The organism is Methylobacterium sp. B4 (genome assembly GCF_003201865.1).
Lineage (GTDB): Bacteria > Pseudomonadota > Alphaproteobacteria > Rhizobiales > Beijerinckiaceae > Methylobacterium.
Window position 1 is genome coordinate 1 of sequence record NZ_QJJJ01000008.1, and the last position, 24,612, is coordinate 24,612.

The following is a 24,612-nucleotide window of genomic DNA, read 5'->3' on the forward strand; positions in this document are numbered from 1 at the left end:
CATTCGGCTCTCCTCTTCGGAAGGCCGCACATTGAATCACATCCCCGCCCGCACCAAAACCCCAGACGATTCAACCCGCTCGGATCGCGCTCTAGTTCGACGGATTCCCATGCCCGCCAGTGCACAACCTCCCGCGAGCCTCCATGACGGTCCGAGACACATCGACGTCTACCTGCGCGTCCTCTCCGCGTTAATGCTGCGGGATATGCGTAGCCGTTTCGGAGGGAACTACTGGGGATACTTGGTGCAGGTGCTTTGGCCCTGCGCTCACCTCGGCATCCTCGTTGGGGTTATGGCGTTTCGGGGCGTAAAAGCGGCAATCACCGACAGCTCAATGCTTTTCATTGCTACTGGCGCGTTGCCAGCCCTTGCATTTCAGTACGTTTCTCGCGAGGTGATGAAGGGCTATTTGATCCATAAACCATTGACATACTTTCCCCAGGTAAAGAAATTTGATACGGTCGTTGCGCGTTGTTTGGTTGAGATCGTCAGCAGCTTCCTAGGACTTACGCTAATCTGTGTGGTTCTATTATGTTTTGGAGTAGATCCTAGGCCGGCAGATATGTTTACGGCGACTACCGGATACTTGGCGGCGCTTGGACTTGGAATTGGCGTAGGTTTCATCAACGTCGGAATATGCTCAGTATTTCCAGGGTGGGTCCTTGGATACATATTGATAAAAATAATTTTGTACATGTCTAGTGGAGTGTATTTTCTTTCATGCTTTATGCCAGATGAAATTTATTACTATATGAAATGGAACCCAGTTACACAGTTAATCGATTGGGTTAGACTGGGCTATGAACCAACGCTCCCCGTGCAAGTCGATTACTTGTACGTTTTTGGATGGATCTTCGGTAGCGTCACCATTGGCCTGCTGATGGAGCGATTTGTTGTTCGGGCGCAGCAGTGATTTGCAGGATTCAAAATATACCATCCTATCAACTGTTTTCACGGCCTGCGGTTATCACCGCGTCCCTTTGGTTTTACGATGCAGCATTTGGTTCGGCCCGGAACGATAGAACATGGCGCGCCGTTATTTATCTGCTTGTCGACAGCATTCCATTTTTCGCTGCCTCTCGGCAGGCAGACGCACAGAATGATGCGCGACTTGAGCAGATAACGGTTCAGAATCAATCGTCTCAACGGCACTGAGTTCAGGCGACTAACACCAGCAATGACAACCTTTTTGCTGGCCCAAGCACGTTAGTCTAAGACCCCGTTTCATAACGGTGTGTCGGAGTGCCGTCTGACGTGAGCGGCGGGCATCGTCGGCGTCGGGAGAGTGTCTGACGCTCACCCTGGAACGCCGATGTGGACACCCGCCGCCCGTGCCGAGCTTGCGCGCGAGAGCCCGCCCTATGCAAGCAGCTTGACCGATGCGGAGTGGGTGCTCCTTGCGCCGCTCCCGCCTGAACCATCTCGGATCGGTCGCCCGTGCCGCTGGCCGCTGCGGGCGATCTTGGACCGGGCCGATAGGCCATGGCGAAGGCCGAAGACGCGGCACAGGCGAGCGCCAGTGCCGCGAGCGGCATGCGGGTCATGGGGGTGGTCCTGATGGGGGGATACGCGGCGTCCGGCTGGCTCGGTAGTTCTCCCGGAGGGGTAAGCCCAAGGAGGTACTTGAGCATCCTCGGCGCGAGGATCACGATCAGCTGCGTCTGCTGGGCCTAATCTCTTTGCTGAGCCCGCGGACGGCGGGTCGGTGCTTGAGGGGGGCTCTGGCGCCGGCCCGCTGCTTTAGGGCACCACGCGGATCCGGCTCCTCCGAAGCCTCGACCACGATAAGTCGAAAGCGGTGCTTGAGCGTTTCAGGTGGGTCGAGCACGACATGCTGTCGTTGCGCCGAAGGCCCCTTCAGCTTCCCGGCAGACGGCCGGCGGGTCGGTGTTGCCCCCCAAGACCGACCCGCTGTTTCCAATCCCTGCATACGAGCGGAAGGCCCGGTCGACTCTGGATCAAATGTTGGTTAGGTAGCGTAACAGCAACTTGAGCAGTCGCACGCTCCAGCGCATGAGGCGATGCCGCTGAACTGTCCCGATCTTATCTCGGCGGCCAGCGGGTCGGCCTATTGCCCCTCACAGCCGGCCCGCTGCCCTATGCCTCGCTGACGCCCGAGCGCGCCCCGGCGAATGTCAGCGACGGTCATCATCTCAGGATCTCCGTGGTTTTTCGGCACTCGCCGAGATCGAAGCGGTGCCCCAATCGGCCGTCATGGGCTGGTGGGGGAACGGCTCACCCGGTCGCGCCGCAAGCGCTTCGCAAGCTCGGGGCAAATCCGAGCCCAGCCCTCCAGACCACCGCTGACGCCGCTCCATGTCGATGGAAGAGGTGAGTCGCCTACGCCTACTGATGCGCGGTCAAGAGCAACAACACCCGAAAGGATGAGGTGCTGTGACTGAGAAAATCCGTGAAGATACTAAGCTCACCACCGATTGCACCGGGGTCGATGATGCCAAAGCTCGAGATCTCGCAGAACGAAAGAGACGGACTTTGGACCGTCTTCTGCCAGGGCCTTGTCGTAACCGGCCTTACTCGCGAGGCAGCTCACAGCTTCGCCCAAGCCTATGAGCGTTGTTGGGCGGCGGTAAGAACCCGGTCAGATCAGGCACGCTCAAAAGTGGCTATGTGGCTTGGAAACTCGATTGTCATGCCGGATGCGCTGGCGACCATTGCTGCGGTGATCTGATCAAACTCTTCTCTGCACGTCGTGCGAGCAACCTTCGTGAAGGTGTCGTACTCGGGCCGAATGGCGCGGCTGGATCGGGAATGATGTCTCTCAAACGGACGAGATGCGGAGGTGGAACTTCGCCGTAAGGCTGAGCCTCGGGCCTGGAACCGCACTGTCCAACGGACGCCTGATGCTGATCAGGTACCAGAGTGCCCGATGACGAAACTCAACGTGTCGCAGACCAAGGATGGCTTTCGAATGGTCTCCACGCCGGGGCTGGTCGTGGTCGGCCTTAGCCGTGAGGCGGCGGACGCTTTCGCTGAGGCTGACGAACGCTGCTCGGCAAGCGGCCGAGTGTAACGTGCCATAGATCTAGAGTCCGGACTCTAGGGCCGTTCCGCCGACCGGCGGGTCAAGCCTCGGGCGGAGCGCCCACTTCGACCATGATGGGCGGGTGAGCCCTACCGAGGATCCGCACATGGATCGGAGCGCCAGCGACGAGAGCGGCAAGCTCCTCAGGTGCCGGCAACCAGGCAGTCGTCATGGCGGGGGTCTCCGGTCCGCTTACCGTGCAGGTGATGCTCTCTTCGCGGATGGGGAGGCCGAGATAGCCCTGGCTCTTGCCGAGCACCCGGCTACAGCCTTCGACGCGTCCGATCTGTATGGGTCAGGCTCCCGACGCGCCCATGCGGCGAGCCCGCTCGGCCGCCGTCTTCTTCTGGTGATGAAAAGGGCAGAGAGCCTGCCGGCTCTTCGGGTCCAGTGGGTCGCCGCCGTCCCTGCGCTCGATGATGTGGTCGGCGTAAAGCCTGACACCGCCGCGCCTGCCGTGTGCCGTGCAGCTTGGGGCTTGGCACGTCCGGCCAGCGCGCTTCAGCACCTCTCGGCGCCAGGCCCTGTGCTCCGGCGTCAGCAGTTCGCGATCCGCGACCTTCGCCGGACGGGCAGTGCGAGTGTCGAGTGTGCCGAGAGAGCGGTGAGGTGAGCCATGCTGGCGATCAATCCCCACCACCGCCACCGCCGCCGTCACCGCCAGAGCAAGACGACCCGCTATCCGACTGAGACGACGATGCCGAGCCGCAGGAAGGCGAGTGGGTCGGGCTGTTGGCGCTGATGGCCGAGGGTCCGTAGACGATGGGATTGTAGCCGCCGTCGCCGCCCGGGATCGTCCCAGCCCTGCTGGCCTCCGCTTCGCGGCGCTGACGCTCTTCCTCACGACGCTTGCGGCTGAAGATGTCGAACAGGCCCATTGGCAGAACTCGCGGTGAAGAAGTTGCGGCAGTCGGATACGAACCGGAGAACCGAGCGATAAAACTGACGAACTATCGGGCCGCTCTACGTCAACGTGAAAGGTGAGGGTCAGTCGTGACGTCGGAGGGCACGGTCAGGAGCATCAGACCACAAGGTGGAGAAGCGGTGCAATCCGTCTCCATCGCGGCTCTACGTCGATTCCATCAGAGAGAGTTAAGCGGCGATCGTTCTGATATGCTAGCCTCTCACGGTCCTCGCAACGTAAAAACCTGGATGTGCCGGGCTAATCGCGAGCAGTTTTGGTCAGACCACCACCAAATCGCTCCAGCGCGAGACGCCCCTTTTCTGTGATGGTGAATTCATACTGTTCGCCATCCGGTGATAGGCAACCGGTTCGCTCAATGTAGCCGCGCTTCTCCAAGTAAACCGCAGTCTGCCGTAGCTTATAATAGCGATTACGTGCGCTGATCAGGCGGAGCGCGTACAAATTGAGGGGGCTCAGCTTCTCCATCCCGGAAAATCTAGAGCATCAGATCCGGCAAGCTAGGACTCGATCGAGTCAGTTTTTCTTTTACTTTAGAAAGAGCATAATTATAATTTAAATCTAACAGAAATCATTATCAGTATGCTATTTATTATTGCCTTGGTCCTACGATGCACGACTCAAATAATAGGCCCTACCCATTTGCAGGCTCGCAACACCCAAAAGTTGTCCGCCAATCCATCGCTCGAGAACTTCGATGGCGATTTCGTGATAACAATATTCACGAAAAATTATGACTGGATACCCTAAACCCGCATGATCTTACTGCGTGCAAGCCATGTCCGATTTCAAAAATCGCGCGACTGACCGAACCGACGTAGATTGGATTTCGATCATCCGCTTAGTAGGTGGTACTGAGATCCCGTGCGCAATCAAGGATGTCTCCGCATCTGGCATGAAAGTCGCCTTGTCTGCCGAAGTAGATTTACCAGAGACATTTAATATCAAAGTTGTTGGTCGCGACCTAGTTTTCAATGTGCGGCAGGCTTGGCGACGCGGACATTTCATCGGACTTACGATACAAAAAATCGGCAAGATCCCTCCACCGAAAAAGACGAGCACTCTCGAAGCGAAGTCCAGTACACCCGCCGCTGACTATAATCGCATTGGTGCAAGACGTAATTTTCGTGATCGCGATTGATGCGTCCAAATCATCGATCCGCATTGACTTGATGCAATGAGCTCGCAACCTCTTTAGATCTTCTGGATGTGACCGGGGTCGAGCACGATCGTCGCCATGCGCCCGAATCGGCTCACTCCCACCCTCGTGCGGTCGTTTGGCAGGATCGCCTCGACCGCAGCTGGAAAGCCTGCAAACGGCCGCTCACGCACATGGCAGCGGCGGTGGGACGGCGCCAATCCCAGCGCTGACAGACCTCGCGGCGCCATCCTCTCCGGCTGGCTGGTGCAGCCCCTTCTCATCGAGGCGCAGTGACCGCCATAGTGTTTATGGACATGATCGCCTACGCCGACCCGGCCGGGGTTGTTCAGCGGCCACCCGTTTCTCGCCGGGCCAGAGCCGCGGCCTGTTCGGCGATACGAGACTTCCGCTCCCGTACCGCTTTCGCGGCGTCCTTTTCGCCCGCGGGAAGAAGTCCAAAACGGACGAGCAGGTCGTCGTTTCGGAAGCGAGCCAAAGCTGTCTGCAGCATGTGCTTCTTGGCGTCTTCGCTCGGCTTCGGTCGGGCCAATGCATGCTCCCCTTTGCGCCTGATGCGGCCCTCGGGCCCGAAGCTGAAGCGGGACCGCTGCCTGCTTGAGAAACGGCTTGGCCCCAGACCCTCATCCCTTGCTTTTCACATCCTTCATCAGCAGGGCCTCGGCATGACGCACACTCTGTTCGGCTTCAGACGCCTGGGACACACACAGCTTTGCAAGCTATTCGAACTTTGCACCGATCATTTCGTCCGTACGCCAAACGACCTGACAAACTTTATCTCCCACGCAAGGAGCGATTAACACAAAGGTGTTTGGGACGGAAATTGCATCAAGAAGGGTTATTTTGATACCTCCAGCCGAAATATCATGAACGAAACAACCTATCGAGGTGTGCTCGTCCAGAGTGATCAAACCTCCTTCGTTGACTCGGGTGCGCGGCTCAGACCGGCGGTTCTCAATATAGCTCATCGCTGCGTCCTTCGAATTGGCTACCAATCGCTTGGACTTCGCAACAACGCCCCAAGACAATCGCTCAATTTGCGCATATCCCAGTCCAATGGCACGCCTGAGATGCCGAGCTACGACCGGCCGTTCCTACCTTGGTCGTCGCCCGCCTCGATCCCAGCCGCCAGCACCACCGCACGAGGTCGAGATGCGCGGTGCCAGCATGACCGGCGCGCCCGAAATCACCCGCACGACCCCGCTGCGCCTTGCGAAGGCTGGGGCGCTCGCCTTCCCGGACGGCGGGATGATGGCCTCCAGCCTTCGGCGCGCGCACGACCGTGGGCGGCGTGTCACCGAGTTTGTCACGGGAAAGGAACACGCCACGCTCAATGCGATCGACCGCGTCAGGAAGCGATGCCGCGCGCAGCCAAAGGCCCCGCCTCGACCTCGTCGCTGCCCGCCGCAACGCCGAGGACCGCATCGTCACCGCCGCGCGATCGGTCAGCCGGTCGCGCGCGTGTAGGTCGGGTTCGCGACAGGCCCTTCGGTTGACCGTCGACGACGTGCGTCCAAAGCCGAGGTTCGGCAACGGATTTGGCGACAGAAGCCTCGCCTGCGAGTCGCCGGAAAGGGGGCGTCCGGCAAGAGCCGCGACGCAGGCTGGCGGTGTGGACGACATCGAGGCCACCATCGGCGGGCCGATGCGTTATCGGGCTGCCGATCTCGTCTGGAGCCATCCCCGTGCCTGTCCGTGCCGCCCTGCTTCTGCTGGCTCTCTCCACGACCGCCCAGGCGGCCCCCTTCGACAACCTGAAGGCCGATCTCGCATCCTGCCTCCGCTTCGAGATGGAAGGGAGTAGGGCGCAGCGGCCGGCGGGGGGCGGGGCCGCCTACGCCCTGCGGCGCTGTGCCGACGAGGTCGAACGGCTCGATCGGGCCGACGGCCGCCGGCTGCGGGGCGATCAGGGGCTCAGCCCCTCGACCTGGTCCGTGCTCCGAAACGTCTTCGGTGCCGGCCGCGGCGGCCAGCGCAGACAGTCGATGTAGAACAGCCGGCCGTCCCGCGAGGCAGGCCACACGCCGCGTCCTCCGATCCCCATCGGCGGCGATCCTGCCTCGTCGCGCTGGTCCCTGCGACGGCGGGGCGGCTTGCAGTCCGACGCGCCGGCCCCTGCCGACCACCGAAGCACGATCCTTCCCGGCTTCACGCGATCGGGGCGGGCGAGGCATATCGGCGCCATTCGTGCATCTGGCACGAACCGGCCTGCCGGCTCGGCGGCGAGCGGTCTTGCTCTGCAACAGGATGATGCGCGTCAGCGATGAGACAGGGTGAGACGAGCCTCCCGACGGACCGCGTCGGCGCGATCTGCCGATCCCTGCGGCGGGCCATCGTCGAGCGGGCGCTGACCCCGGGCGACCGGTTGCCGGAGGATGCGCTCGGCGAACGCTTCGGCGTCAGCCGCACGATCGCGCGTCAGGCGCTCGGCCAGCTCGCGGGCGAGGGGCTGGTCGAGCTGCGCCGCAACCGCATCGCCGTCGTGGCGAGCCCGAGCTGGGAGGAGGCGCGCGATACCTTCGACGTGCGCATCGGGCTCGAACGCCTCGTCGTCCAGCGCCTCGCCGGGCGGCTGAGTGCCGAGCAGCGGGCCGCGCTCGAGGCGCATATCGCGGGCGAGGAGCGGGCGAGCGGCGGGTCCGAGGCCGCCTCGATCCGGCTCGCCACCGAATTCCACCTGTTGCTGGCCGAGATGACCGGCAGTCCCGTGCTCGGCCGGTACGTGGCGGAGCTCGGCTACCGCTGCGCCCTGATCCTCTCGCTCTACAGCCGGCCGCACTCGGCCGATTGCGCGGTGAGCGAGCATAGCGAGATCGTGGCGGCCCTGGTCTCGGGCGATGCCGCGCGGGCGGTCGCCCTGATGGATCACCACCTCGATGCCGTGGCCGAGCGGGCCCGCATCGTCGACGAGCCCCGGCGCGAGCGCGACCTGCTCCGCCTGCTCGCCCCCTACGTCGAGGGCTGAGGGGTCAGGAGGCCGCGCCCTGCCGTTCGAGGAGGCGCTCGGCGCTGTCGTTCCACACCTCCATCGAGACGATCAGGCCGTCCCGCACGGTGAAGCGGTCGACGTAGCGGTTGCCCTCGAACGGCGTCCCGTCCGGCCAGGCGCCGTAGAGCGTGCCGAGGCTGTAGACCGTGGTGAGGCCGTCGCCCGGCACCACGTCGAGCCGCTCCATCCGCTTCTTCACCCAGGCGTAGCGCCCGGCATTGAAGGCCGTGACCTCGCGCGGATGGTGGAACACCCGGGCACCGGTGAAGACGATCGCGATGCCGGGCGCCATGTAGCGCGCCGCCGTCTCCGGATCGGGCACCATGGAGGCTTCGAGATAGGCGGTCACCGCCGCCGCATCGCGCGCGGCGGCCTCGGCTGCGTTCGGGCTCACGCTCATCGTTCCACCAATCTCCACGTCCTGCGGGCCAGCATGGCGGAGGCGACGCAGCCCTGCATGCAGAAAGTGTATGCACTTTGGCGCGATATTGTGCACACTCTATGGAGGAGCCGCGACCGCAGCGGAAAACGTGTGTTCAGTCAGGGCTTTGCCAGTTGGCATAGGCGTTGCGGTAGTTGGTCGACCACAGCCGAGACCGGATCGCCATGCCCCGCCGCCTCACCGCCGCCCGCTCGTTCACACGGCGCATTGCCCTCGGCCTGTTGCTGGCCGGCTTCGCAAGCCTCAACCCGGTTCAAGCCGCCGAGCCGGTGCGGATCGGCCTCGTCACGGCCCTCAGTGGCCAGTCGGCCAAGTCGGGCGAGGCGATCTCCCGCGGGATCGGGCTGGCGATCGACGAGATCAACAAAGCGGGTGGCGTGCTCGGGCGTTCGCTCGAACTGGTCGTGCGCGACGACGAGGCCAACCCGTCCAAGGGGGTGCTGGCCGCCCGCGAGCTGATCCAGCGGGCCGGCGTGGTCGCGCTGATCGGCGGGCTCGACACGCCGGTCTCGATGGCGATCGTGCCCATCGCCAACCAGATGAAGGTGCCCTTCGTCGGCCCCTGGGCGGCAGGCACCGGCATCACCCGCAACGGCGCGGCCGACAACTACGTGTTCCGGGTCTCGGCGGTCGACGCGCTCGTGGACGAGGCGCTCGTGACCTACGCGGTGAAGACCTACGGCGCCAAGAAGCCCGGCGCGATCCTCGTCAACAACGCCTGGGGCGAATCGAACCAGCAGGGGCTGGTCGCGGCGCTGAAGGCTGCGGGCCTGCCCAGCGCCGGCATCGAGAAATACGAGGCCAACGACATCGACATGGTCCCGCAGCTCTCCCGGCTGCGCGAGGCGGGGGCCGACGCGCTGTTCCTCGTCGGCAATGTCGGCCCCTCGGCCCAGGTGGTGAAGTCCCTCGCCCGGATGGGCTGGGACGTGCCGGTCATCTCCCACTGGGGACCGGCGGGCGGGCGCTTCGACGAACTCGCGGGCCCCGGCGCGGCGCGGGTGCATTTCGTCCAGACCTTCACCTTCGCCGGCAACGACAGCCCGAAGGCGAAGACGGTGCTCGATGCCCTCAAGGCGAAGTACCCGGCGATCAAGTCCATGGCCGACGTCACGCCCGCCGTCGGCATCGCCAACGCCTACGACGCCACGCACCTGATCGCGCTCGCGATTCAGGCGGCCGGCGCCACCGAGGGGCCGAAGGTTCGCGACGCCTTCTACAAGGTTCCGGCCTATGCAGGCCTGATCAAGACCTACGAGGCGCCCTTCGCACCGGGCCAGCACGACGCCTTGAAGCCGGACGACTACATCTTCGCCAGCTTCCGGAACGGCGAGATCGTCGCGGTGGCAAAGTGATCCGCTTCAGGAGCCCGCGCACCGGGAGGCATCCATGCTGACCAGCACCCTCGTCAGCGGGCTCGGCCTGGGCAGCATGTACGGGCTGGTGGCGCTCGGCTTCCACATCACCTTCGCGGTCTCCGGCACCGTGAACTTCGCGCAGGGCAGCGCCGTCACGCTCGGGGCGGTGCTGGGCTACGCCTTCGGGGTTCAGCTCGGCTGGCCGATGCCGCTGGCCGCCGCCGCGGCTCTGGCCGGCTGCGCGCTGCTCGGGCTCGCCGTCGAGCGCCTGCTGGTGCGCCCCTTCGTGGTGCGCGGCTCCGATGCCTGGCTCCTGGCGACGGTGGCCGGCGGCATCATCCTCGACAACGTCCTGCTGTTCACCTTCGGCAAGGAGCCGCGCAGCCTGCCCTCCGCGCTGGTCGCGGAACCCGTCCAGGTTCTGGGCGCGGGCGTCTACCCGCTCCAGCTCGTGATCCCCGTGATCGGCATCGCGGCGGCCGTCGCGATCCGCGCCGTGTTCCGCGGGACGGAGCTCGGCCGGGTGCTGCTGGCGGTGGCGCAGAACGCCGAGGCCGCGCGGCTGATGGGCATCGACGTCGCCCGCACCGTAGCCTGCGCCTTCGCGCTCTCGGCCGTGCTCGCGGGCGCGGCGGGGCTGCTGATCGCGCCGCTCTTCTCCGTCTCGGCCGAGATGGGCGCCCTGTTCGGCATCAAGGCCTTCGCGGTGGCGATCCTCGGCGGGATCGGCTCGGCCACGGGCGTGGTGCTGGCGGGGCTCCTCTACGGCCTCGTGGAGGCGGGCGTCACCGCGACGCTGGGCTCCGGCGCGACCCAGATCGTCGTCTTCTCGGTCATCATCCTCGCGCTGGCCCTGCGTCCGAACGGACTGCTCGGCCGCGCCGCCGTCAACAAGGTCTGACCATGCGCTCGCCTCTCCGGGCGCCGGCCGCGATGCCGCTCGCCATCCTGGCCCTGACGCTCGCGGGTCTCGGCCTCGTCGCGGCGACGAGCGGCTACAGCCACTTCGTCATCGCCCTCGTGGCCCTGACGGTGCTGGCCGGGACCGGGCTCAACGTCCTGCTCGGGCTCGCGGGCCTGATCTCCTTCGGCCATGCCGGGTTCTACGCGCTCGGCGCCTATGCGAGCGCGATCCTGACACTGAAGGGGGTGAGCTTCTGGCTGGCGCTTCCCGCCGCCGCCGGACTCTCCGCCCTCGTCGGCGCGGCGCTCGCCGTGCCGGCGATGCGGGTGCGCGGGCCCTACCTCGCCATGGTGACGATCGCCTTCGGCTTCCTCGTCGAGCACGCGCTGATCGAGGGCGGGGAGCTGACCGGCGGGCAGAACGGCCTCGTGGTCGCGACCGGCCCGAGCCTGTTCGGCCTGCCCCTCGGGGAACGCGACCTTGCGATCCTCGCCGTGATCGGGGCGGGCCTCAGCCTCTACGGCTTCCACCGGCTCCGCCATGCCCGCCTGGGCCAAGCTTTGCGCGCGGTGCGCGACGCGGACGTGGCCGCCGCCTCGCTCGGCTTCGATCCGGTCCGGGCGAAGACCGCCGCCTTCGCGATCTCGGCGGCGCTGACCGGGCTCGCGGGCGCGGTGCTGCCGCCGCTGATGCTGTTCATCGCACCGAGTTCCTTCCCGTTCACGCAGTCGATCCTGTTCGTGCTCGCGGTGGTGGTCGGCGGAGCGGGCACCGTGCTCGGGCCCCTGTTCGGCGCTCTGGTGACGGTGCTGCTTCCCGAGGCGCTGGCGGGGCTGGCCGAGTACCGGCTGCTGTTCTTCGGCCTCACCACGCTCGTGGTGCTCTGGCTGGTGCCGGCGGGCATCGTCGGCAGCCTCGCCCGGCTGCTGCCGCGGAGCGGCGGGGCGCGCCCGGAGCCGGGAGCCGACGCGCCGGACTTCCTGCACCGGACCGGCGGCGAGCCGCTCGCCGTCGAGGGTCTCGGCATCGCCTTCGGCGGCATCCGGGCGGCCGACGGCGTCGCCTTCGCGGCGCGGCCCGGCGCGATCACCAGCGTCATCGGCCCGAACGGGGCCGGAAAGACCACCGTCCTCAACATGATCTCGGGCTTCTACCGGCCGAGCGCCGGCACGATCCGCCTCGGAGAGCGCGACCTCGCGGGGAAGCCGGCCCACGCGATCGCTCGCGCCGGCATTGCGCGCACCTACCAGACGACGCGGCTGTTCGGCTCGCTCAGCGTCATCGAGAACGTCATCCTCGCCCGTGCACCCGGGCGTCTGCTGCGCCGGGCGCAGGCGCGGGACCGCCAAGACGCAACGGCCCTGCTGGCTTTCGTCGGCTATGCCGGCGCCCTCGACCGGCCGGCCTCCGAACTGCCCCATGTCGATAGGCGCCTCGTGGAGATCGCCCGCGCACTCGCCGGATCCCCGCTTGTGCTGCTCCTCGACGAGCCGGCCGCCGGCCTCGCCCGGGCCGAGACCGACCGCCTCGGCGCGCTGCTGCGCCGGATCGCGGCCTGCGGCATCGCGGTGATCCTCGTCGAGCACGACATGCCGCTGGTCATGGGCGTGTCCGACCACATCCTCGTCATGGATGCGGTCCGGCCGATCGCCCGCGGCACGCCGGCCGAGGTGCGCCGCGACCCCGCCGTGCTGCGGGCCTATCTCGGGGCTGCCGATACGCCGGCCCGTCCGCGGGCCGCGCCCTGGAGCGGTCCGGCCGACGCGGTGCTGGCCGCCCACGGCCTGAATGCGGGCTACGGCGCCGCGCCCGTCCTCGACGGCGTCTCTCTCGCGGTGCGGCCGGGCGAGACGGTGGCGCTGCTCGGCGCCAACGGGGCCGGCAAATCGACGGTGATGCGGGCGCTCTCCGGCCTCCTGCGCCCGGTCGAGGGCTCGGTGGTGCTGGCCGATACCCCGATCGCCGCCCTGCCGGCGCACAGGATCGCGCGGCGCGGCCTCGCCCTGGTGCCGGAAGGCCGGCAGGTCTTTCCTGAACTGACCGTCGTCGAGAACATCCGCCTCGGCGCGTGGAGTCGTTCTGGGAGCCGCGGGGGACGGGTCGATCCGGCCGAGGTCGAGGCGCTGCTCGACCGCTTCCCGCGGCTGCGGGAGCGGGCGGGCAGCCGCGCCGGCCTGCTCTCGGGCGGGGAGCAGCAGATGCTGGCCATCGCCCGGGGGATGATGGCGCGGCCGCGCATCCTCCTGCTCGACGAACCTTCCCTCGGGCTCGCGCCCGCCATCATCAACAGCCTCTACGCCACCGTCGCCGAGTTGCGCGATCAGGGCATCACCATCCTGATCGTCGATCAGATGGCCGCGCTGGCGCTGACCGTGGCGGATCGGGGCTACGTGCTGGAGCAGGGGCGCGTCGCCGCGTCCGGCACCGCGGCGGAGCTGAAGGCGGACGCGGCGCTCGAAGCGGCCTATCTCGGGGCGGCGTGAGGCGCCGCGTTTCCCTCCAACGACAGGATCGAGACCATTCCCGTGACGACATCGGAGCCGAAACCCGCCGGCCATGGCCGCTACGCCTATTCCGCCCTGCCCGAACGCCCGGTCTACGACTGGCCGGGAGGAAAGCGCCTCGCGGTCTACCTCGCGCTCAATCTCGAGACCTTCGCGTTCGGGGGCGGCTTGGGCGCCGAGCTGGCGCCGGGCGGGCCGCAGCCGGACGTGCTGAACTACGCCTGGCGCGATTGGGGCAACCGCGTCGGCGCCTGGCGCATCCGCGACCTGCTCGACGGCCTCGGCCTGCCGGCCAGCATCCTCGTCAACAGCCGGATCTACCGGGATTGCCCGGGGCTGGTCGAAGCCTTCCGCGCGCGGGGCGACGAGATCGTCGGGCACGGGCGCAGCAATGCCGAGCGGCAGGGCACGCTCCCGGAGGCGGAAGAGCGCGCCCTCATCGACGAGGCGACCGCGATCCTGACCCGGGAGGAGGGCCGGGCGCCCGCCGGCTGGCTCGGCCCCTGGATCTCGCAGTCGCGGGCGACGCCGGATCTGCTGGCCGAGGCGGGCTACCGCTACCTGCTCGACTGGTGCCACGACGACCAGCCGACCTGGTTCGCGACGCGCGACGGCGGGCGCATCCTCTCGGTGCCCTATCCGCAGGAGCTGAACGACATCCCGGCCATCGTCGCCCGCAAGGAGACCGGGCGGCAATTCGCCGAGGCGATCGTCGACGCCTTCGACGAGATGCTGGAGCAGTCGCGCAGCGCGCCTCTGGTGATGGGGATCGCGCTCCACCCCTACATCGTCGGCCAGCCGCACCGGCTGCGACCCCTGCGGCAGGCGCTCGAACACATCGCCCGGCACCGCGACGCGATCTGGATCACCACGGCGGGCGCGATCGCGGCCCATGCCGCCGACCTGACGGAGTAGCGGCCCCGTGCGGTCGTCCTCACGCCTCTGCGGGCCACGATGCTTCACGTAGCCCGCGCCGAAGCTACGGTGACGCCGTCATGAAGCGCGGCGAAGACCATCGACGGCCCGCGTCGACCGCTTCGCGGCGCGCGCTTCTCCTGACCTCCGCGGCTGCCTTGGGTGCGACGACCGTGCCGAACCATCTCTTCGCCGAAGCGAGCGCCGCCCGCGGCGCCCTCGCCCGATCCAGCCAGGGCATGGTGACGAGCCCGCACGAGCTCGCCAGCGAGGCGGGCCGGGAGGTGCTTCGGGCGGGGGGCAACGCCATCGAAGCGGCGATCGCCGTCAACGCCACCCTCTGCGTGACCTATCCGCATTTCTGCGGCCTGGGCGGCGACGCGTTCATGATCATCAGCGATGCCAAGGGCAACGGCGTCACGCTGTCCGGCATCGGTCAGGCGGGCGCGAAGCTGCCGCAGGACGGTCGGGCGATCCCGGTTCGCGGGCCCGGATCGGCGATCACCGCGGCGGCGGCCGTCGATACCTGGGATCAGGCCTTCGAATTCAGTCGACGGCGCTGGGGCGGGCGTCAATCCTGGAAGGATCTGTTCAAGCACGCCGTCGCGCATGCCGCGGACGGCTTTCCCCTGACGCCGTCGCAGCGGTTCTGGGCGAACTTCCGCGCCAACGAGATCGGCCAATGGCCCGATATCGTGCGCGTGTTCACCGCGGATGGCCGCATCCCGGACGTGGGCGAGACCTTTCGTCAGCCCGATCTCGCCCGCACGCTCAGCCTTCTCGCGGAGAACGGCGCTCGCGATTTCTACGAGGGTGACCTCGCCCAGCGGATCGCGCGCGGGCTGCAGCGGGCGGGTTCGCCCCTGACCGCGGAGGATCTGGCCCGCACGCGCGCGCGAAATGAAACCGCGCTCCGCGTGCCCTACCGCGGAGGCGAGTTGATCAGCCTGCGCCCCCCGACGCAGGGCATCACCACCCTCGAGATCATGGGTATCCTCGACCGCTTCGACCTCGGAAGCGTCCCCGAAGGCAGCGCCGACTACTACCACCTCCTCGTCGAGGCGGTGAAGCGAGCCTTCGTCGACCGCAACCGCTACATCGCCGATCCCGATTTCGTCGACGTTCCCGTGAACAGGCTGTTATCGGAATCGCACCTCGAAGCGCAGGCGCGCGCCATCGATCGCCGGAGGGCAGCGCCCTGGCCGCAGGTCTTCAAGACCGGCGACACCGTCTTCATCGGGGCGGTCGACCGCTGGGGCAACTGCGTCAGCCTTTTGCAGACGATCTACTTCGACTGGGGAAGCGGCGTCGTCGCCGGGGATACGGGCATCCTCTGGCATAATCGCGGTGCGGCCTTCAGCGTCGATGCGGGGAGCATCAACCTGCTACGCCCCGGCAAGCGCCCGTTCCACACGCTCAATCCCGGAATGTACCTCAGGGACGGCCGTCCGAGATTGTTGTACGGCACGCAGGGCGCGGACGGGCAACAGCAGACCCTGTCGGCCGTGCTGACGCGGCTGATCGATTACCGGATGGACCCGCTCACGGCTCTCGCACGGCCGCGGTTTCTGCTGGGCAGGACCTTCTCGGACAGCCGCGACAGCCTGAAGCTCGAACTCGATGCGGGCCAGGACGTGTTCGCGGAACTCAAGGCGCGGGGGCACGAGATCAGCCCCATCCCCGCACAAAGCCCGCTGGCCGGCCATCCGGGCGCGATCCGCATCGAGGATGACGGCAGCTTCGTCGGGGCTCACGACCCCCGCAGCGACGGCCTGGCCCTCGGCCTCTGACGCCAACCGGAAGCCGCAGAGTAAGCCTCGAAACCGGGCCCGGCAAGCGCCTTCAGCGCGACTCTCTCAGAACGCGGCGCGCCTCCTGGTGCAGCACCGTGTGACGAACGGAGACCGGCCCCTCACTCGGCGTGTCCTGCCCCTCCTCGCGCACACAGCGGAGAAACCGCTGCCGGTTGAAACCGAAGGGGCGAAGACTCGTGATCAACGCGCGCAGCACCATGCGCACGGCCTCCTCACGCTGCTCGGCGACAGCGAGACGTGCCTTGAGCGTCTCCACCTCGCTCTCGGCCTCCGGTAGGACCATTGGCAGACCCGATCGCAGGACAGCAGCCACCTTCAACCTCCACAAACTCGGTGGCGGACATTTGGCTTGCGGGCGAACATTTGTCGACCGGGCAACTGCAGAAGCCGGCGTCCTGAGCGGTGCGGCTCCGAGCACCACCCGCTCCTGCTGCGACGTGCCCCATCCGCGGAGAACGTGCGGTTACGCCACCGCGACCCGACGCGGGGCGCGCGAGATCGGATGACGCCACCTCAATGAACAATTTCAGGTTGTACCTCGACGAGCTTAGATTCGAAATCGCTCGCGCTACGTACTTCTCGATTGGTACAGAGCCAGCATTCCGTGTGCTACCGCACGCCAGTCAAGAAGAGGGTCGATCAAAGACGGGCGCGTCCATCGACGGGCGTAAAGCGGGAGAAAGGACCGTGCATCAGGTTGTCGGGTTCCTGGCCGTGGGTGCAGCAGGCGCGGCATTGCTGCACGCCTGGGATCTGCCGCGGATCGTCAGCTCGGGTTTTCTGCTGGTGAGCCTACTCGTCGCAACCCTGATCGGCTCGACGCAGGCGCTCGATCGAGAGGCGCCGAACCAGGCGCTGCATGCCGGCCCGGCCTTGCGGATGCCGGCGACCGAAGGGCGGATCGCTCCGATGGGTCGGCCGAGTCCCCGCACCGATACGGCCGTCGCCTGGTAGCGCTGGAGGACGGCACCGGGTCCGGGACGAGCCTCCGTCGCGGGCCGGCGCGGGAGCGCCCGTTCGGAAAGCAGCAGGGCTGAGGCGATCCTGCTCGGAACATGGGCAGAGAAAGTGCGTTCTCTGGGCACTTTCCGAATATTCGTCTGCCAATAGGGCAACTCAATGCGCGACCTCAGCAAGTCGAACGGCCGTGCCTTCCCGTCCAGCTGGAAGCGAAGCGGTCGCACCGCCTCCACGATCGGCCATGCCGGACTGACGAAACTTTCCCCGATGCCGATGGACGGCCGAACCTTGACGGATCAACAGCCGGTCTCCGGCAAGCGCGTGTCGCCGTCGAGCGATTTCGAGGGTTTCGGCAGCTTCTCCAGCTGAGCCGAAAGCCGTCCCGCGCAGAGCGTCTGCCTCCTCATCTCACGACGGCGCCTGCCGAAGACCGCGCGGCAGGCTTGCGAGCCGTTCAAGCAAGAGAAATTTGCGGAAGCGATCGAGCGGGGCCGGGGCTGACCCGGCCCTTTTCACGTGCCGAAACGGGCCGTCGGTTCGGCCGCAACACGTCATCCGCGCCTCAGGGCTTCGAATTCCCGTCCTCCGGTTTCCCGGCCGGGGGGTTTTTCGAGGGAGCGGGATTCTCCTCCTGCCGGACCGTAGCCCCGGGCGTTCCCTTGCCAGGATGGCCCGTTGCCTCGTCGATGTTGCCGAGCCCACCGCCCTCACGCGTCCGGGCGGCTTCCGTACCCGGCTTCTCAGGCTTCCTCATGGTACTCTCCCGAGCGAGTGACGCGGGCCTCACCAACCTGCAACAAAATTCATGCCAGAGAAGCCAGTGGCGCAGTATGGGGCATTATGATGCAGAGAAGCGGATTCGCCCTTTATCTCGGCGCAACCCTCTGTGCAATCTCATGATTTCTGCCCGCGAAACGTGCAATCGCGCGCCGTACCCTCGCGATATCCTGCCGCTTCGCCTATGCTGGAGAGCCGGAACAGGAGAACGACATGCGTTATACCGTTCATTGGACCGCGCCGTCGGGCGCCTCCGCGGAGCCGCACGCCCTGGGCGTGAGGGCGGCCGAGCGAGCCATGACCTTCGCGAGCATGGGCGCGTCGGACGTCTACGTCGAGACGCCTGACGGCCGCGTGTTCCGGGCGCCCGCGCAGATGGCTGCCCTGATCGAGCACGCGCAGACGGCGGACGCCGCCCGGGGCTGAGAGCCCGCGGTTCGGGCCGACCGGATCACGAGCCGACGAGTTGCCACTCGAACACGAGCTGGCGCAACCGCTCCTGGGCGGCCCGGCGGGCCTCTTCGAAAGTGGCGTAGCTGGTCGGTCCGTAGCGCCGCGGCGCTCCCTTCTCGAGCACCGAGCAGACGAAGCGCCCCGGCATCCGCCAGCAGGGCCTCACGTCGATGGAGTAGGGATGGTCGCTGCGGTCCGCCATGGCGGCACCGTGCCACGGCCCTGCCCGCCGACCAAGACAGCCGGCGCGCGCCGGTCTCACATTTCCTTGTGGCGCCTGTCCCCGACCGCATGTCCCAGCGGCGCAGGCCTCCTCGCGGAGCGGCGGGCGGCCCTCAGGCCTCGTCCTGATCCTGCGACGGCCGCAGCGAACGCTCCAGGGTCTCCAGCACCGTGCCCGCGAGCGCCGCGTCCGGATCGTCGCGGAACAGCACGTCGCGCAGCATGGCGAGATAACCTTCGAGGCGCTCGTCGTAATGATCTGAATCGATCGAGCGCAGCACGCTGGCCAGGAAGCCCACCGCCATCTGGTGGGCCACCTGCTTGGCGCCGAGGTCGGCGAGGCCCTCGGCGAGGTTCGTCACCGCCGCGTCGTGCCGGGCGCTGACGGCCGCGAGCGCGGCGAGTTGCTGGTTCAGGTCCATCGGGTCGGGTCCTCGGAACTCATCCGGACGATCGGGCTGCGAGACGGTCAGGATTCGAGGCGCGCATCGGCGAAGCGGCGGAACGCCTCCAGCGTCTCGGCGCTGACATGGTGCTCGATGCCCTCGGCGTCGCGGCGTGCCGTCTCCAGGCTGACGCCCAGGGCGCACAGAAAGCGCTCGACGATGCGGTGGCGCTCCCGCGACTGCTCGGCCAGGGCCTGCCCGGCGGCGGTGAGGAAGACCCCGCGATAGGGCCGCTGCTGCACCAGTCCGTCCTCGGCGAGCCGCTTGAGCATCTTGGCGACCGTCGGCTGGGCGACGCCGAGGCGGGCGGCGATGTCGACCTGCCGCGCCTCGCCGCCATCGCCGATCAGGTCGGCGATCAGCTCGACGTAATCCTCCACGAGTTCCAGGCGGCGCGCCTCGCGGGCCTGACGAAAGCTCTCGACATGCACCTCCGCATCCACGAGCGGCGCATCCGCACCCGGCCGCGCCGGCTCCTGCCTCGACTCTCGCGTCGCGTCCTGCATGGCGGCGGCGGACTCCTCCGGTTTCGGGCGCGAATCGTCCGCTCGCGCCGCACGCTTCCGTCCAACGTTTCTCATGAACGCCCGCATCGCTCCTGCGGCCGTGCCCCGAGGGGCACATCGCGCGGACCGTTCCCGCTCCCGTGTCTAACCCATGCGGGCCACGGGCGGGAACCCGCAAGGCAGGCCCTCGCCCGAACCTTCGACTTTCCCAAGCTTCGACCACCCCGTGCTTCGACGGCCCTACCCTCCGACCGGCCCTTGATCTCAGCTTCAGCGCAGCTTTATAGCTGATGCTATAAACGAAGCTGCCGGCCGGAGCGGCGATCGCCCGCCGTTCCGACACATCGCGGTGATCCGTCCTCCCTTTAGGGACGGGTGGAAGGCCGCGTCCTCCCGACGACCCGTCCGACATCGGCGCCTCCTCGAGGGCCGGTGACCACCTCCCGGGCCGATGCGCCCCCGATGCGAATGGAATAGCCGCGATGGATCAGGTTCGGCCGGCGCCGCCCGCGCAGGCTCCCGCACAAGCCGCCGGAGAGGCCAGCCTCGGCGCTCTGAACGGCAGCGTCCCCGTGCGGGCGGACGGCACCTGGCTGCGGCGGCTCGTGGCCTTCATCGGGCCGGGCTACATGGTCTCGGTCGGCTACATGGACCCGGGCAACTGGGCCACCGACATCGCGGGCGGCGCCCAGTTCGGCTACACGCTGCTCTCCGTCATCCTGCTCTCGAACCTGATGGCGATCGTGCTGCAGGCGCTGGCGGCGCGGCTCGGCATCGCCACCGGCCTCGATCTCGCCCAGGCCTGCCGCGAGCGCACCTCGCGGCCGGTCAGCTTCGCCCTGTGGCTGATCTGCGAGGCGGCGATCATCGCCTGCGACCTCGCCGAGGTCATCGGCACGGCCATCGCCCTCAAGCTGCTGTTCGGCATCCCGCTGACGCTGGGCGCGATCATCACGGCGCTCGACGTGTTCGTGGTGCTGCTGCTCCTGCGCCGGGGCTTCCGGGCGCTGGAGGCCTTCGTGATCGGCCTCCTGACGATCATCTTCGTCTGCTTCGGGGTGCAGATCGTGATGGCCGCGCCCCCGGTCCAGGCGGTGCTCGGCGGCTTCGTGCCCTCGCGGGAGATCGTGACCAACCCGGCCGCGCTCTACATCGCCATCGGCATCATCGGGGCCACCGTGATGCCGCACAACCTCTACCTCCACTCCTCGATCGTGCAGACGCGCGCCTATCCCCGCACGGAAGCGGGCCGGCGCGAGGCCCTGCGCTTCGCCGTCACCGACTCGACGGTGGCGCTGATGCTGGCCCTGTTCGTCAACGCCGCGATCCTGATCATGGCGGCGGCGGTGTTCCACGCGGCCGGGCGCACGGACGTGGAGGAGATCGAGCAGGCCCACGAGCTGCTCTCGCCGCTTCTCGGCGTCGGGGTCGCCTCGACGCTGTTCGCGGTGGCGCTGCTGGCCTCGGGCCTCAACTCGACGGTGACCGCGACGTTGGCCGGCCAGATCGTGATGGAAGGCTTCCTGCGGCTGCGCCTGCCCACCTGGGCGCGGCGGCTGGTGACGCGGGGCATCGCCATCGTGCCGGTGGTGATCGTCACCGCCCTCTACGGCGAGCAGGGCACCGCCCGGCTCCTCGTGCTGAGCCAGGTCGTGCTCTCGATGCAGCTGCCCTTCGCGGTGATCCCGCTGGTGCATTTCGTCTCGGACCGGCGGATCATGGGCGGACTCGTGATTCCCGGCCGGCTGAAGGGACTCGCCTGGATCATCGCCGCAATCATCGTGGCACTGAACCTGAAGCTCCTGCTCGACACCTTCCTCGGCGGCTGATCAGGCCTCGGCCGCGCGCAGATGCGCGACGAAGTCCTGGGCGAAGACGGGCAGGGCCTCGAAGTCGCGCAGGCAGAGCTTGAGGTCGCGGGCCGCCCAGGGGTCCTCCAAGGGCACGAGGGCGATTTCCATCGTGCGCCACGCCCGCCGCGCCGTGGTCTCAGGCACGATGCCGAGGCCGACGCCGCACTCGACGAGGCGGCAGACCGCATCGAAGCTGCGCAGCTGCACCCGCAGCCGCATCGGCCGGCCGATGCGGGAGGCCTTGGCCGCGAGGAAGCGGGTCAGCGCGCTCGGCCGGTCGAGCCCGACGAGATCGTGCTCCAGCACCTCCGCGAAGCCGACGCTCTTGCGGCGGGCCAGCGCGTGGCCGGTCGCGACCACCACGACGAAGCGGTCGTGGCGGAAGGGGAAGGTCTGGAGCGTGCCGGTATCGACGGTGCCCGCCACGATGCCGAGATCCGCCGCTCCGTCGGCCACCAGTCCGACGATCTCGTCGGAGGTGCGCTCCTCGATATCGACGCTGATGCCCGTGTGCAGGGCGAGGTAGGCGGAGAGCGCCTCGGGCAGGAATTCGGTCAGCGCGTTGGTGTTCGACAGGACCCGGATCTGGCCGACGGCCCCGCCCGCGAAGACGGAGAGGTCGCCCTGCAGCCGCTCGACCTGTCCCAGAATCTCGCGGGCATGGGCGAGCAGGGCGCGCCCGGCGGGCGTCGGCGTCACGCCCTGGCGCCCGCGCAGCAGGAGCGCGGCGCCGAGCGAATCCTCCATCGCCCGCACCCGGGCCGAGGCGGCGGCGAGCGCGAGGTTGGCCCGCTCGGCCCCATGGGTGATCGAGCCCGCCTCCACGACGTGGCGGAACAGGTTCAGATCGACGAGATCGAAGCGCATCATCGCTCGGCTTCCGTCCGGATCATCCGCACCCGGCATTCGCGCAATGTGAAGTCAGGTGCCGCCGGTCAGCCTATCACAGCAGCGTGATCCGGCCATGAGCCTTCGCGGTTGGCGAAGGCACCCACTACGAAAGCCGAATTGCGAACGCTTCCAAATCGCGTTTGAAGCGCGCCCATGAGTGCCGCAGCGGCCAGCATGTTCGGAGAACAGGGTACGGTCGTCGCGGCCGGGGGCCTGCTCGTGCTGTGCATGGGCCTGTGGGCGACCGGTCTCGTGGCCGAGATCGTCACGGCGCTGATGTTCTTCGCGCTCGCCATGCTGCTCAAGCTCGCACCGGCGCAGACGGTCTTTTCGGGGTTCGCCTCCTCCGCCTTCTGGCTGGTGACCGGCGGCATGGTGGTCGGGCTCGCCATGAACCGCACCGGCTTGGGCGACCGTCTCGCGCGGATGCTGGCGGCGCGGCTGCCCGCCTCCTATCCCGGCTTCGTCGCGGGCCTCGTCGCCTTCTCCTTCGCGCTCGCCCTCGTGATGCCGTCCAATCTCGGGCGCATCGCCCTGATGGTGCCGGTGGTGATCGCCCTCTGCGACGCCTTCGGGCTGGAGGCCGGGCGCCCGGGCCGGACGGGGGCGCTGCTCGCCTTCGGCATCGCCACGCCGATGCTCTCGGCGGCGATCCTGCCCGCCAACGTGCCGAACCTCGTCATGGCCGGCACCGCCGAGACCCTGTTCGGCATCCACCTCGGCTATCTGCCCTATCTCTTTCTGCACGCACCGGTTCTCGGGTTCGCGAAGGGCGCGCTCCTCGTCGCCTGCACGGTGCTGATCTTCCGCGATTGCCTCGACGGCAAGCGGCCGGATCTGCCCCCGTTGCCGCCGCTCTCGGGCGAGGAGCGGCGCCTCTCGGTGATCCTCGCGGTGATGCTGGCCCTCTGGCTCACCGACGGCTGGCACGGCATCCCGCCCGCCTGGATCGGGCTCGCGGCGGCGGTGATCTGCCTGCTGCCGGGCGTCGGCGTGCTGCCGTCCCAGAGCTTCGGCGAGATCCCCTTGCGGACCTGCTTCTACGTCGCCGCCCTGTTCGGGCTGACGGCGATCGTCAACGAGACCGGGCTCGGCGCCCGTCTCGGCCACGCGCTGCTCTCGGTCGCGCCGCTGGAGCCGGGCGCGCCCGCCAAGAACTTCGCCACGCTGACCGGTCTGTCGATCGGCTTCCTCTTCGCCGCCACCGCCAACGGCGCGCCCGCCCTCTACACGGCGCTCGCGGAGGAGTTTTCGCGCGCCAGCGGGTTCGACCTGATGAGCGTGCTGATGGTGCAGGTGGTCGGCTACTCGACCCTGTTCCTGCCCTATCAGGCGCCCCCCATCATCATGACGATGGATCTCGGCCGCCTCTCGCTGGCCGACGCGACCAAACTCACCCTCGCCACGGGCGTCGCGTCGCTGCTGGTCGCGACCCCACTTGCCTATTTCTGGTTCAGACTGACCGGGAGATTGGCGTGAGACAGATCCGCGCGATCGTCAGCTTGACCAATGCTGCACCGCAGCACCGGCATTGCCGGCCAGAGCCCGCCGCCCTAACCCTTCCCTGGAATTTATCCAGTCTTCGACGCGAGGATCGTGAGCCGCGATGAACCCTACCGTCAGACCTACGGTCGCCCAGCCGCTCTCGCCCCATCTCCAGATCTACCGCTGGACCTGGACCATGGCGATGTCGGTGTTCCACCGCGTCACCGGCACGGCGCTCTACGGCGGCACCTTCCTCGTCGCGGTCTGGCTGGTGGCGCTCGCCTCCGGCCCGCGGGCCTACGATACGGTGGCGTGGTTCTTCGGCTCGTGGATCGGGCGCGCCGTGCTGTTCGCCTATACCTGGGTGCTGCTGCACCACATGCTGGGCGGCATCCGCCACTTCATCTGGGACGCGGGCTACGGCTTCGACCGCGACCGGCGCCTGGGCCTCGCCCGGGCCACGCTGATCGGCTCCATCACCCTGACCATCGTGATCTGGGCGGTCGCCCTGCTCGTGCGCTGAGGCTCGCCATGTCCCAGGTCGACAACCGCCAGAACACCGCGCTCTCGATGCGCACGCCGCGCGCCCGGGTGAAGGGCCTCGGCGCCTCGGGCCACGGCGCCGGCCATTTCTGGCTGCAGCGCCTGACCGGCGCCTCGAACGCGCTCCTGATGCTCGCCTTCGTCGTGATCATCGCGCTGATGGCCGGCCGGACCTATCCGCAGGCGGTCGCGCTGGTGTCGCACCCGCTCGTTTCGATCATCCTGATCCTCGCCGTGGTGTCGGTGACGATCCACATGCGTCTCGGCATGCAGACGGTGATCGAGGACTACGTCCACAGCCACGGCCTCAAGTTCGCGGCGCTCATCGCCAACACCTTCTACGCGGTCGCGGTGGCCGCCGCCTGCCTCTACGCGATCATCCGCGTGAGCCTGGGCGGCCTCGCCTGACCGCCGTCATCGAAACCG

At 67.4% G+C, this 24,612-nt stretch carries 26 protein-coding genes and 1 pseudogene; 18 read left to right on the plus strand and 9 right to left on the minus strand.

Features of this window, described 5'->3' with window-relative positions; translation table 11 throughout:
• Positions 1-109: 109 nt before the first annotated feature.
• Together BY998_RS11960 and BY998_RS11965 are read left to right on the plus strand one after the other, a co-directional pair.
• Positions 110-913: an ABC transporter permease gene (locus BY998_RS11960; RefSeq protein ID WP_110351853.1), complete on the plus strand. Its 804-nt coding sequence runs from the start codon at positions 110-112 to the stop codon at positions 911-913.
• A 399-nt stretch (positions 914-1,312) separates the two neighbouring features.
• A pseudogene (locus tag BY998_RS11965) lies at positions 1,313-1,468 on the plus strand (IS5/IS1182 family transposase); the annotation flags it as partial.
• 2,737 nt (positions 1,469-4,205) lie between these two features.
• Here the strand turns inward: BY998_RS11965 and BY998_RS23955 are convergent.
• Positions 4,206-4,433: a hypothetical protein gene (locus tag BY998_RS23955; protein ID WP_146221769.1), complete on the minus strand. Its 228-nt coding sequence runs from the start codon at positions 4,431-4,433 to the stop codon at positions 4,206-4,208.
• A 310-nt stretch (positions 4,434-4,743) separates the two neighbouring features.
• Here BY998_RS23955 and BY998_RS11990 point away from each other — a divergent pair, with 310 nt between their 5' ends.
• On the plus strand, positions 4,744-5,106 hold the full coding sequence (locus tag BY998_RS11990; RefSeq protein ID WP_110351856.1) for a PilZ domain-containing protein: 363 nt from the start codon (positions 4,744-4,746) through the stop codon (positions 5,104-5,106).
• 346 nt (positions 5,107-5,452) lie between these two features.
• Here BY998_RS11990 and BY998_RS23960 read toward each other — a convergent pair whose 3' ends face one another.
• Together BY998_RS23960 and BY998_RS25170 are read right to left on the minus strand one after the other, a co-directional pair.
• Entirely contained in the window at positions 5,453-5,617 is a 165-nt protein-coding gene (locus BY998_RS23960) for a hypothetical protein (protein WP_210205498.1), read from the minus strand.
• 226 nt (positions 5,618-5,843) lie between these two features.
• On the minus strand, positions 5,844-6,092 hold the full coding sequence (locus BY998_RS25170; protein WP_110351857.1) for a PilZ domain-containing protein: 249 nt from the start codon (positions 6,090-6,092) through the stop codon (positions 5,844-5,846).
• Between the two features lie 184 nt (positions 6,093-6,276).
• Here BY998_RS25170 and BY998_RS23965 point away from each other — a divergent pair, with 184 nt between their 5' ends.
• From BY998_RS23965 to BY998_RS12005, 3 genes are all read left to right on the plus strand, one after another.
• Entirely contained in the window at positions 6,277-6,591 is a 315-nt protein-coding gene (locus tag BY998_RS23965) for an excisionase (RefSeq protein WP_146221771.1), read from the plus strand.
• Positions 6,592-6,809: 218 nt separating this feature from the next.
• Positions 6,810-7,115, plus strand: coding sequence for a hypothetical protein (locus tag BY998_RS12000; RefSeq protein WP_110351858.1), 306 nt, complete (start codon positions 6,810-6,812; stop codon positions 7,113-7,115).
• A 272-nt stretch (positions 7,116-7,387) separates the two neighbouring features.
• Positions 7,388-8,089: a GntR family transcriptional regulator gene (locus BY998_RS12005; RefSeq protein WP_110351859.1), complete on the plus strand. Its 702-nt coding sequence runs from the start codon at positions 7,388-7,390 to the stop codon at positions 8,087-8,089.
• Positions 8,090-8,093: 4 nt separating this feature from the next.
• On the opposite strand, the gene BY998_RS12010 is transcribed toward BY998_RS12005, so the two are convergent.
• On the minus strand, positions 8,094-8,513 hold the full coding sequence (locus tag BY998_RS12010; RefSeq protein WP_110351860.1) for a nuclear transport factor 2 family protein: 420 nt from the start codon (positions 8,511-8,513) through the stop codon (positions 8,094-8,096).
• A gap of 206 nt (positions 8,514-8,719) precedes the next feature.
• Here BY998_RS12010 and BY998_RS12015 point away from each other — a divergent pair, with 206 nt between their 5' ends.
• The 5 genes from BY998_RS12015 (at position 8,720) to ggt (ending at position 16,026) form a co-directional block, all read left to right on the plus strand.
• Positions 8,720-9,910, plus strand: coding sequence for an ABC transporter substrate-binding protein (locus BY998_RS12015; RefSeq protein WP_110351861.1), 1,191 nt, complete (start codon positions 8,720-8,722; stop codon positions 9,908-9,910).
• Positions 9,911-9,944: 34 nt separating this feature from the next.
• On the plus strand, positions 9,945-10,814 hold the full coding sequence (locus tag BY998_RS12020) for a branched-chain amino acid ABC transporter permease (RefSeq protein WP_110351862.1): 870 nt from the start codon (positions 9,945-9,947) through the stop codon (positions 10,812-10,814).
• A gap of 2 nt (positions 10,815-10,816) precedes the next feature.
• Entirely contained in the window at positions 10,817-13,300 is a 2,484-nt protein-coding gene (locus BY998_RS12025) for a branched-chain amino acid ABC transporter ATP-binding protein/permease (protein ID WP_110351863.1), read from the plus strand.
• Positions 13,301-13,342: 42 nt separating this feature from the next.
• Complete coding sequence (locus BY998_RS12030; RefSeq protein ID WP_181425501.1) at positions 13,343-14,236, plus strand: polysaccharide deacetylase family protein; 894 nt, start codon at positions 13,343-13,345, stop codon at positions 14,234-14,236.
• An 80-nt stretch (positions 14,237-14,316) separates the two neighbouring features.
• The gene (gene ggt / locus BY998_RS12035) at positions 14,317-16,026 is read left to right on the plus strand and encodes a gamma-glutamyltransferase (RefSeq protein ID WP_110351865.1); all 1,710 of its coding nucleotides are present in this window, start codon (positions 14,317-14,319) and stop codon (positions 16,024-16,026) included.
• Between the two features lie 52 nt (positions 16,027-16,078).
• Here the strand turns inward: ggt and BY998_RS12040 are convergent, their stop codons facing one another.
• The gene (locus tag BY998_RS12040) at positions 16,079-16,306 is read right to left on the minus strand and encodes a hypothetical protein (RefSeq protein ID WP_146221772.1); all 228 of its coding nucleotides are present in this window, start codon (positions 16,304-16,306) and stop codon (positions 16,079-16,081) included.
• A 431-nt stretch (positions 16,307-16,737) separates the two neighbouring features.
• On the opposite strand from BY998_RS12040, the gene BY998_RS12045 reads away from it, so the two are divergent.
• From BY998_RS12045 to BY998_RS12060, 3 genes are all read left to right on the plus strand, one after another.
• Entirely contained in the window at positions 16,738-17,004 is a 267-nt protein-coding gene (locus BY998_RS12045) for a hypothetical protein (RefSeq protein WP_110351867.1), read from the plus strand.
• A gap of 165 nt (positions 17,005-17,169) precedes the next feature.
• Positions 17,170-17,379 (plus strand): hypothetical protein, encoded by a 210-nt coding sequence (locus tag BY998_RS12050; RefSeq protein ID WP_110351868.1) that lies wholly within the window; start codon positions 17,170-17,172, stop codon positions 17,377-17,379.
• Between the two features lie 621 nt (positions 17,380-18,000).
• Complete coding sequence (locus tag BY998_RS12060) at positions 18,001-18,213, plus strand: hypothetical protein (protein ID WP_110351870.1); 213 nt, start codon at positions 18,001-18,003, stop codon at positions 18,211-18,213.
• A 25-nt stretch (positions 18,214-18,238) separates the two neighbouring features.
• Here the strand turns inward: BY998_RS12060 and BY998_RS12065 are convergent, their stop codons facing one another.
• The 3 genes from BY998_RS12065 to mntR all read right to left on the minus strand — a co-directional run bounded on the left by BY998_RS12065 (position 18,239) and on the right by mntR (position 19,414).
• Complete coding sequence (locus BY998_RS12065) at positions 18,239-18,442, minus strand: hypothetical protein (RefSeq protein ID WP_110351871.1); 204 nt, start codon at positions 18,440-18,442, stop codon at positions 18,239-18,241.
• A 133-nt stretch (positions 18,443-18,575) separates the two neighbouring features.
• Complete coding sequence (locus BY998_RS12070) at positions 18,576-18,884, minus strand: hypothetical protein (protein WP_110351872.1); 309 nt, start codon at positions 18,882-18,884, stop codon at positions 18,576-18,578.
• Positions 18,885-18,931: 47 nt separating this feature from the next.
• Positions 18,932-19,414, minus strand: a complete 483-nt coding sequence (gene mntR / locus BY998_RS12075) for a manganese-binding transcriptional regulator MntR (RefSeq protein ID WP_110351873.1) — start codon at positions 19,412-19,414, stop codon at positions 18,932-18,934.
• A gap of 482 nt (positions 19,415-19,896) precedes the next feature.
• Here mntR and BY998_RS12080 point away from each other — a divergent pair, with 482 nt between their 5' ends.
• Positions 19,897-21,243 carry an Nramp family divalent metal transporter gene (locus BY998_RS12080; RefSeq protein WP_110351874.1) on the plus strand — a complete coding sequence of 449 codons (1,347 nt, stop codon included), beginning with the start codon at positions 19,897-19,899 and terminating at the stop codon, positions 21,241-21,243.
• Here the strand turns inward: BY998_RS12080 and BY998_RS12085 are convergent, their stop codons facing one another.
• Positions 21,244-22,134, minus strand: coding sequence for a LysR substrate-binding domain-containing protein (locus BY998_RS12085; protein WP_110352016.1), 891 nt, complete (start codon positions 22,132-22,134; stop codon positions 21,244-21,246).
• A 177-nt stretch (positions 22,135-22,311) separates the two neighbouring features.
• Between BY998_RS12085 and BY998_RS12090 the strand changes: the two genes are divergently transcribed.
• From BY998_RS12090 to sdhD, 3 genes are all read left to right on the plus strand, one after another.
• The gene (locus tag BY998_RS12090; protein WP_110351875.1) at positions 22,312-23,637 is read left to right on the plus strand and encodes an SLC13 family permease; all 1,326 of its coding nucleotides are present in this window, start codon (positions 22,312-22,314) and stop codon (positions 23,635-23,637) included.
• 127 nt (positions 23,638-23,764) lie between these two features.
• Positions 23,765-24,166, plus strand: a complete 402-nt coding sequence (gene sdhC, locus BY998_RS12095) for a succinate dehydrogenase, cytochrome b556 subunit (protein WP_110351876.1) — start codon at positions 23,765-23,767, stop codon at positions 24,164-24,166.
• An 8-nt stretch (positions 24,167-24,174) separates the two neighbouring features.
• Positions 24,175-24,594 (plus strand): succinate dehydrogenase, hydrophobic membrane anchor protein, encoded by a 420-nt coding sequence (sdhD, locus tag BY998_RS12100; protein WP_017484506.1) that lies wholly within the window; start codon positions 24,175-24,177, stop codon positions 24,592-24,594.
• The last annotated feature ends 18 nt before the right edge of the window (positions 24,595-24,612 follow it).

Excerpts from the sequence above, each read along its gene's own strand:
- BY998_RS11960 (WP_110351853.1), top strand. The coding sequence starts at position 110 with ATGCCCGCCAGTGCACAACCTCCCGCGAGCCTCCATGACGGTCCGAGA.
- BY998_RS23955 (WP_146221769.1), bottom strand. The coding sequence starts at position 4,433 with ATGGAGAAGCTGAGCCCCCTCAATTTGTACGCGCTCCGCCTGATCAGC.
- BY998_RS11990 (WP_110351856.1), top strand. The coding sequence starts at position 4,744 with ATGTCCGATTTCAAAAATCGCGCGACTGACCGAACCGACGTAGATTGG.
- BY998_RS23960 (WP_210205498.1), bottom strand. The coding sequence starts at position 5,617 with ATGCTGCAGACAGCTTTGGCTCGCTTCCGAAACGACGACCTGCTCGTC.
- BY998_RS25170 (WP_110351857.1), bottom strand. The coding sequence starts at position 6,092 with ATGAGCTATATTGAGAACCGCCGGTCTGAGCCGCGCACCCGAGTCAAC.
- BY998_RS23965 (WP_146221771.1), top strand. The coding sequence starts at position 6,277 with ATGCGCGGTGCCAGCATGACCGGCGCGCCCGAAATCACCCGCACGACC.
- BY998_RS12005 (WP_110351859.1), top strand. The coding sequence starts at position 7,388 with ATGAGACAGGGTGAGACGAGCCTCCCGACGGACCGCGTCGGCGCGATC.
- BY998_RS12010 (WP_110351860.1), bottom strand. The coding sequence starts at position 8,513 with ATGAGCGTGAGCCCGAACGCAGCCGAGGCCGCCGCGCGCGATGCGGCG.
- BY998_RS12015 (WP_110351861.1), top strand. The coding sequence starts at position 8,720 with ATGCCCCGCCGCCTCACCGCCGCCCGCTCGTTCACACGGCGCATTGCC.
- BY998_RS12020 (WP_110351862.1), top strand. The coding sequence starts at position 9,945 with ATGCTGACCAGCACCCTCGTCAGCGGGCTCGGCCTGGGCAGCATGTAC.
- BY998_RS12025 (WP_110351863.1), top strand. The coding sequence starts at position 10,817 with ATGCGCTCGCCTCTCCGGGCGCCGGCCGCGATGCCGCTCGCCATCCTG.
- ggt (WP_110351865.1), top strand. The coding sequence starts at position 14,317 with ATGAAGCGCGGCGAAGACCATCGACGGCCCGCGTCGACCGCTTCGCGG.
- BY998_RS12050 (WP_110351868.1), top strand. The coding sequence starts at position 17,170 with ATGCGCGACCTCAGCAAGTCGAACGGCCGTGCCTTCCCGTCCAGCTGG.
- BY998_RS12060 (WP_110351870.1), top strand. The coding sequence starts at position 18,001 with ATGCGTTATACCGTTCATTGGACCGCGCCGTCGGGCGCCTCCGCGGAG.
- BY998_RS12065 (WP_110351871.1), bottom strand. The coding sequence starts at position 18,442 with ATGGCGGACCGCAGCGACCATCCCTACTCCATCGACGTGAGGCCCTGC.
- BY998_RS12070 (WP_110351872.1), bottom strand. The coding sequence starts at position 18,884 with ATGGACCTGAACCAGCAACTCGCCGCGCTCGCGGCCGTCAGCGCCCGG.
- mntR (WP_110351873.1), bottom strand. The coding sequence starts at position 19,414 with ATGCAGGACGCGACGCGAGAGTCGAGGCAGGAGCCGGCGCGGCCGGGT.
- BY998_RS12080 (WP_110351874.1), top strand. The coding sequence starts at position 19,897 with ATGGATCAGGTTCGGCCGGCGCCGCCCGCGCAGGCTCCCGCACAAGCC.
- BY998_RS12085 (WP_110352016.1), bottom strand. The coding sequence starts at position 22,134 with ATGCGCTTCGATCTCGTCGATCTGAACCTGTTCCGCCACGTCGTGGAG.
- BY998_RS12090 (WP_110351875.1), top strand. The coding sequence starts at position 22,312 with ATGAGTGCCGCAGCGGCCAGCATGTTCGGAGAACAGGGTACGGTCGTC.
- sdhC (WP_110351876.1), top strand. The coding sequence starts at position 23,765 with ATGAACCCTACCGTCAGACCTACGGTCGCCCAGCCGCTCTCGCCCCAT.
- sdhD (WP_017484506.1), top strand. The coding sequence starts at position 24,175 with ATGTCCCAGGTCGACAACCGCCAGAACACCGCGCTCTCGATGCGCACG.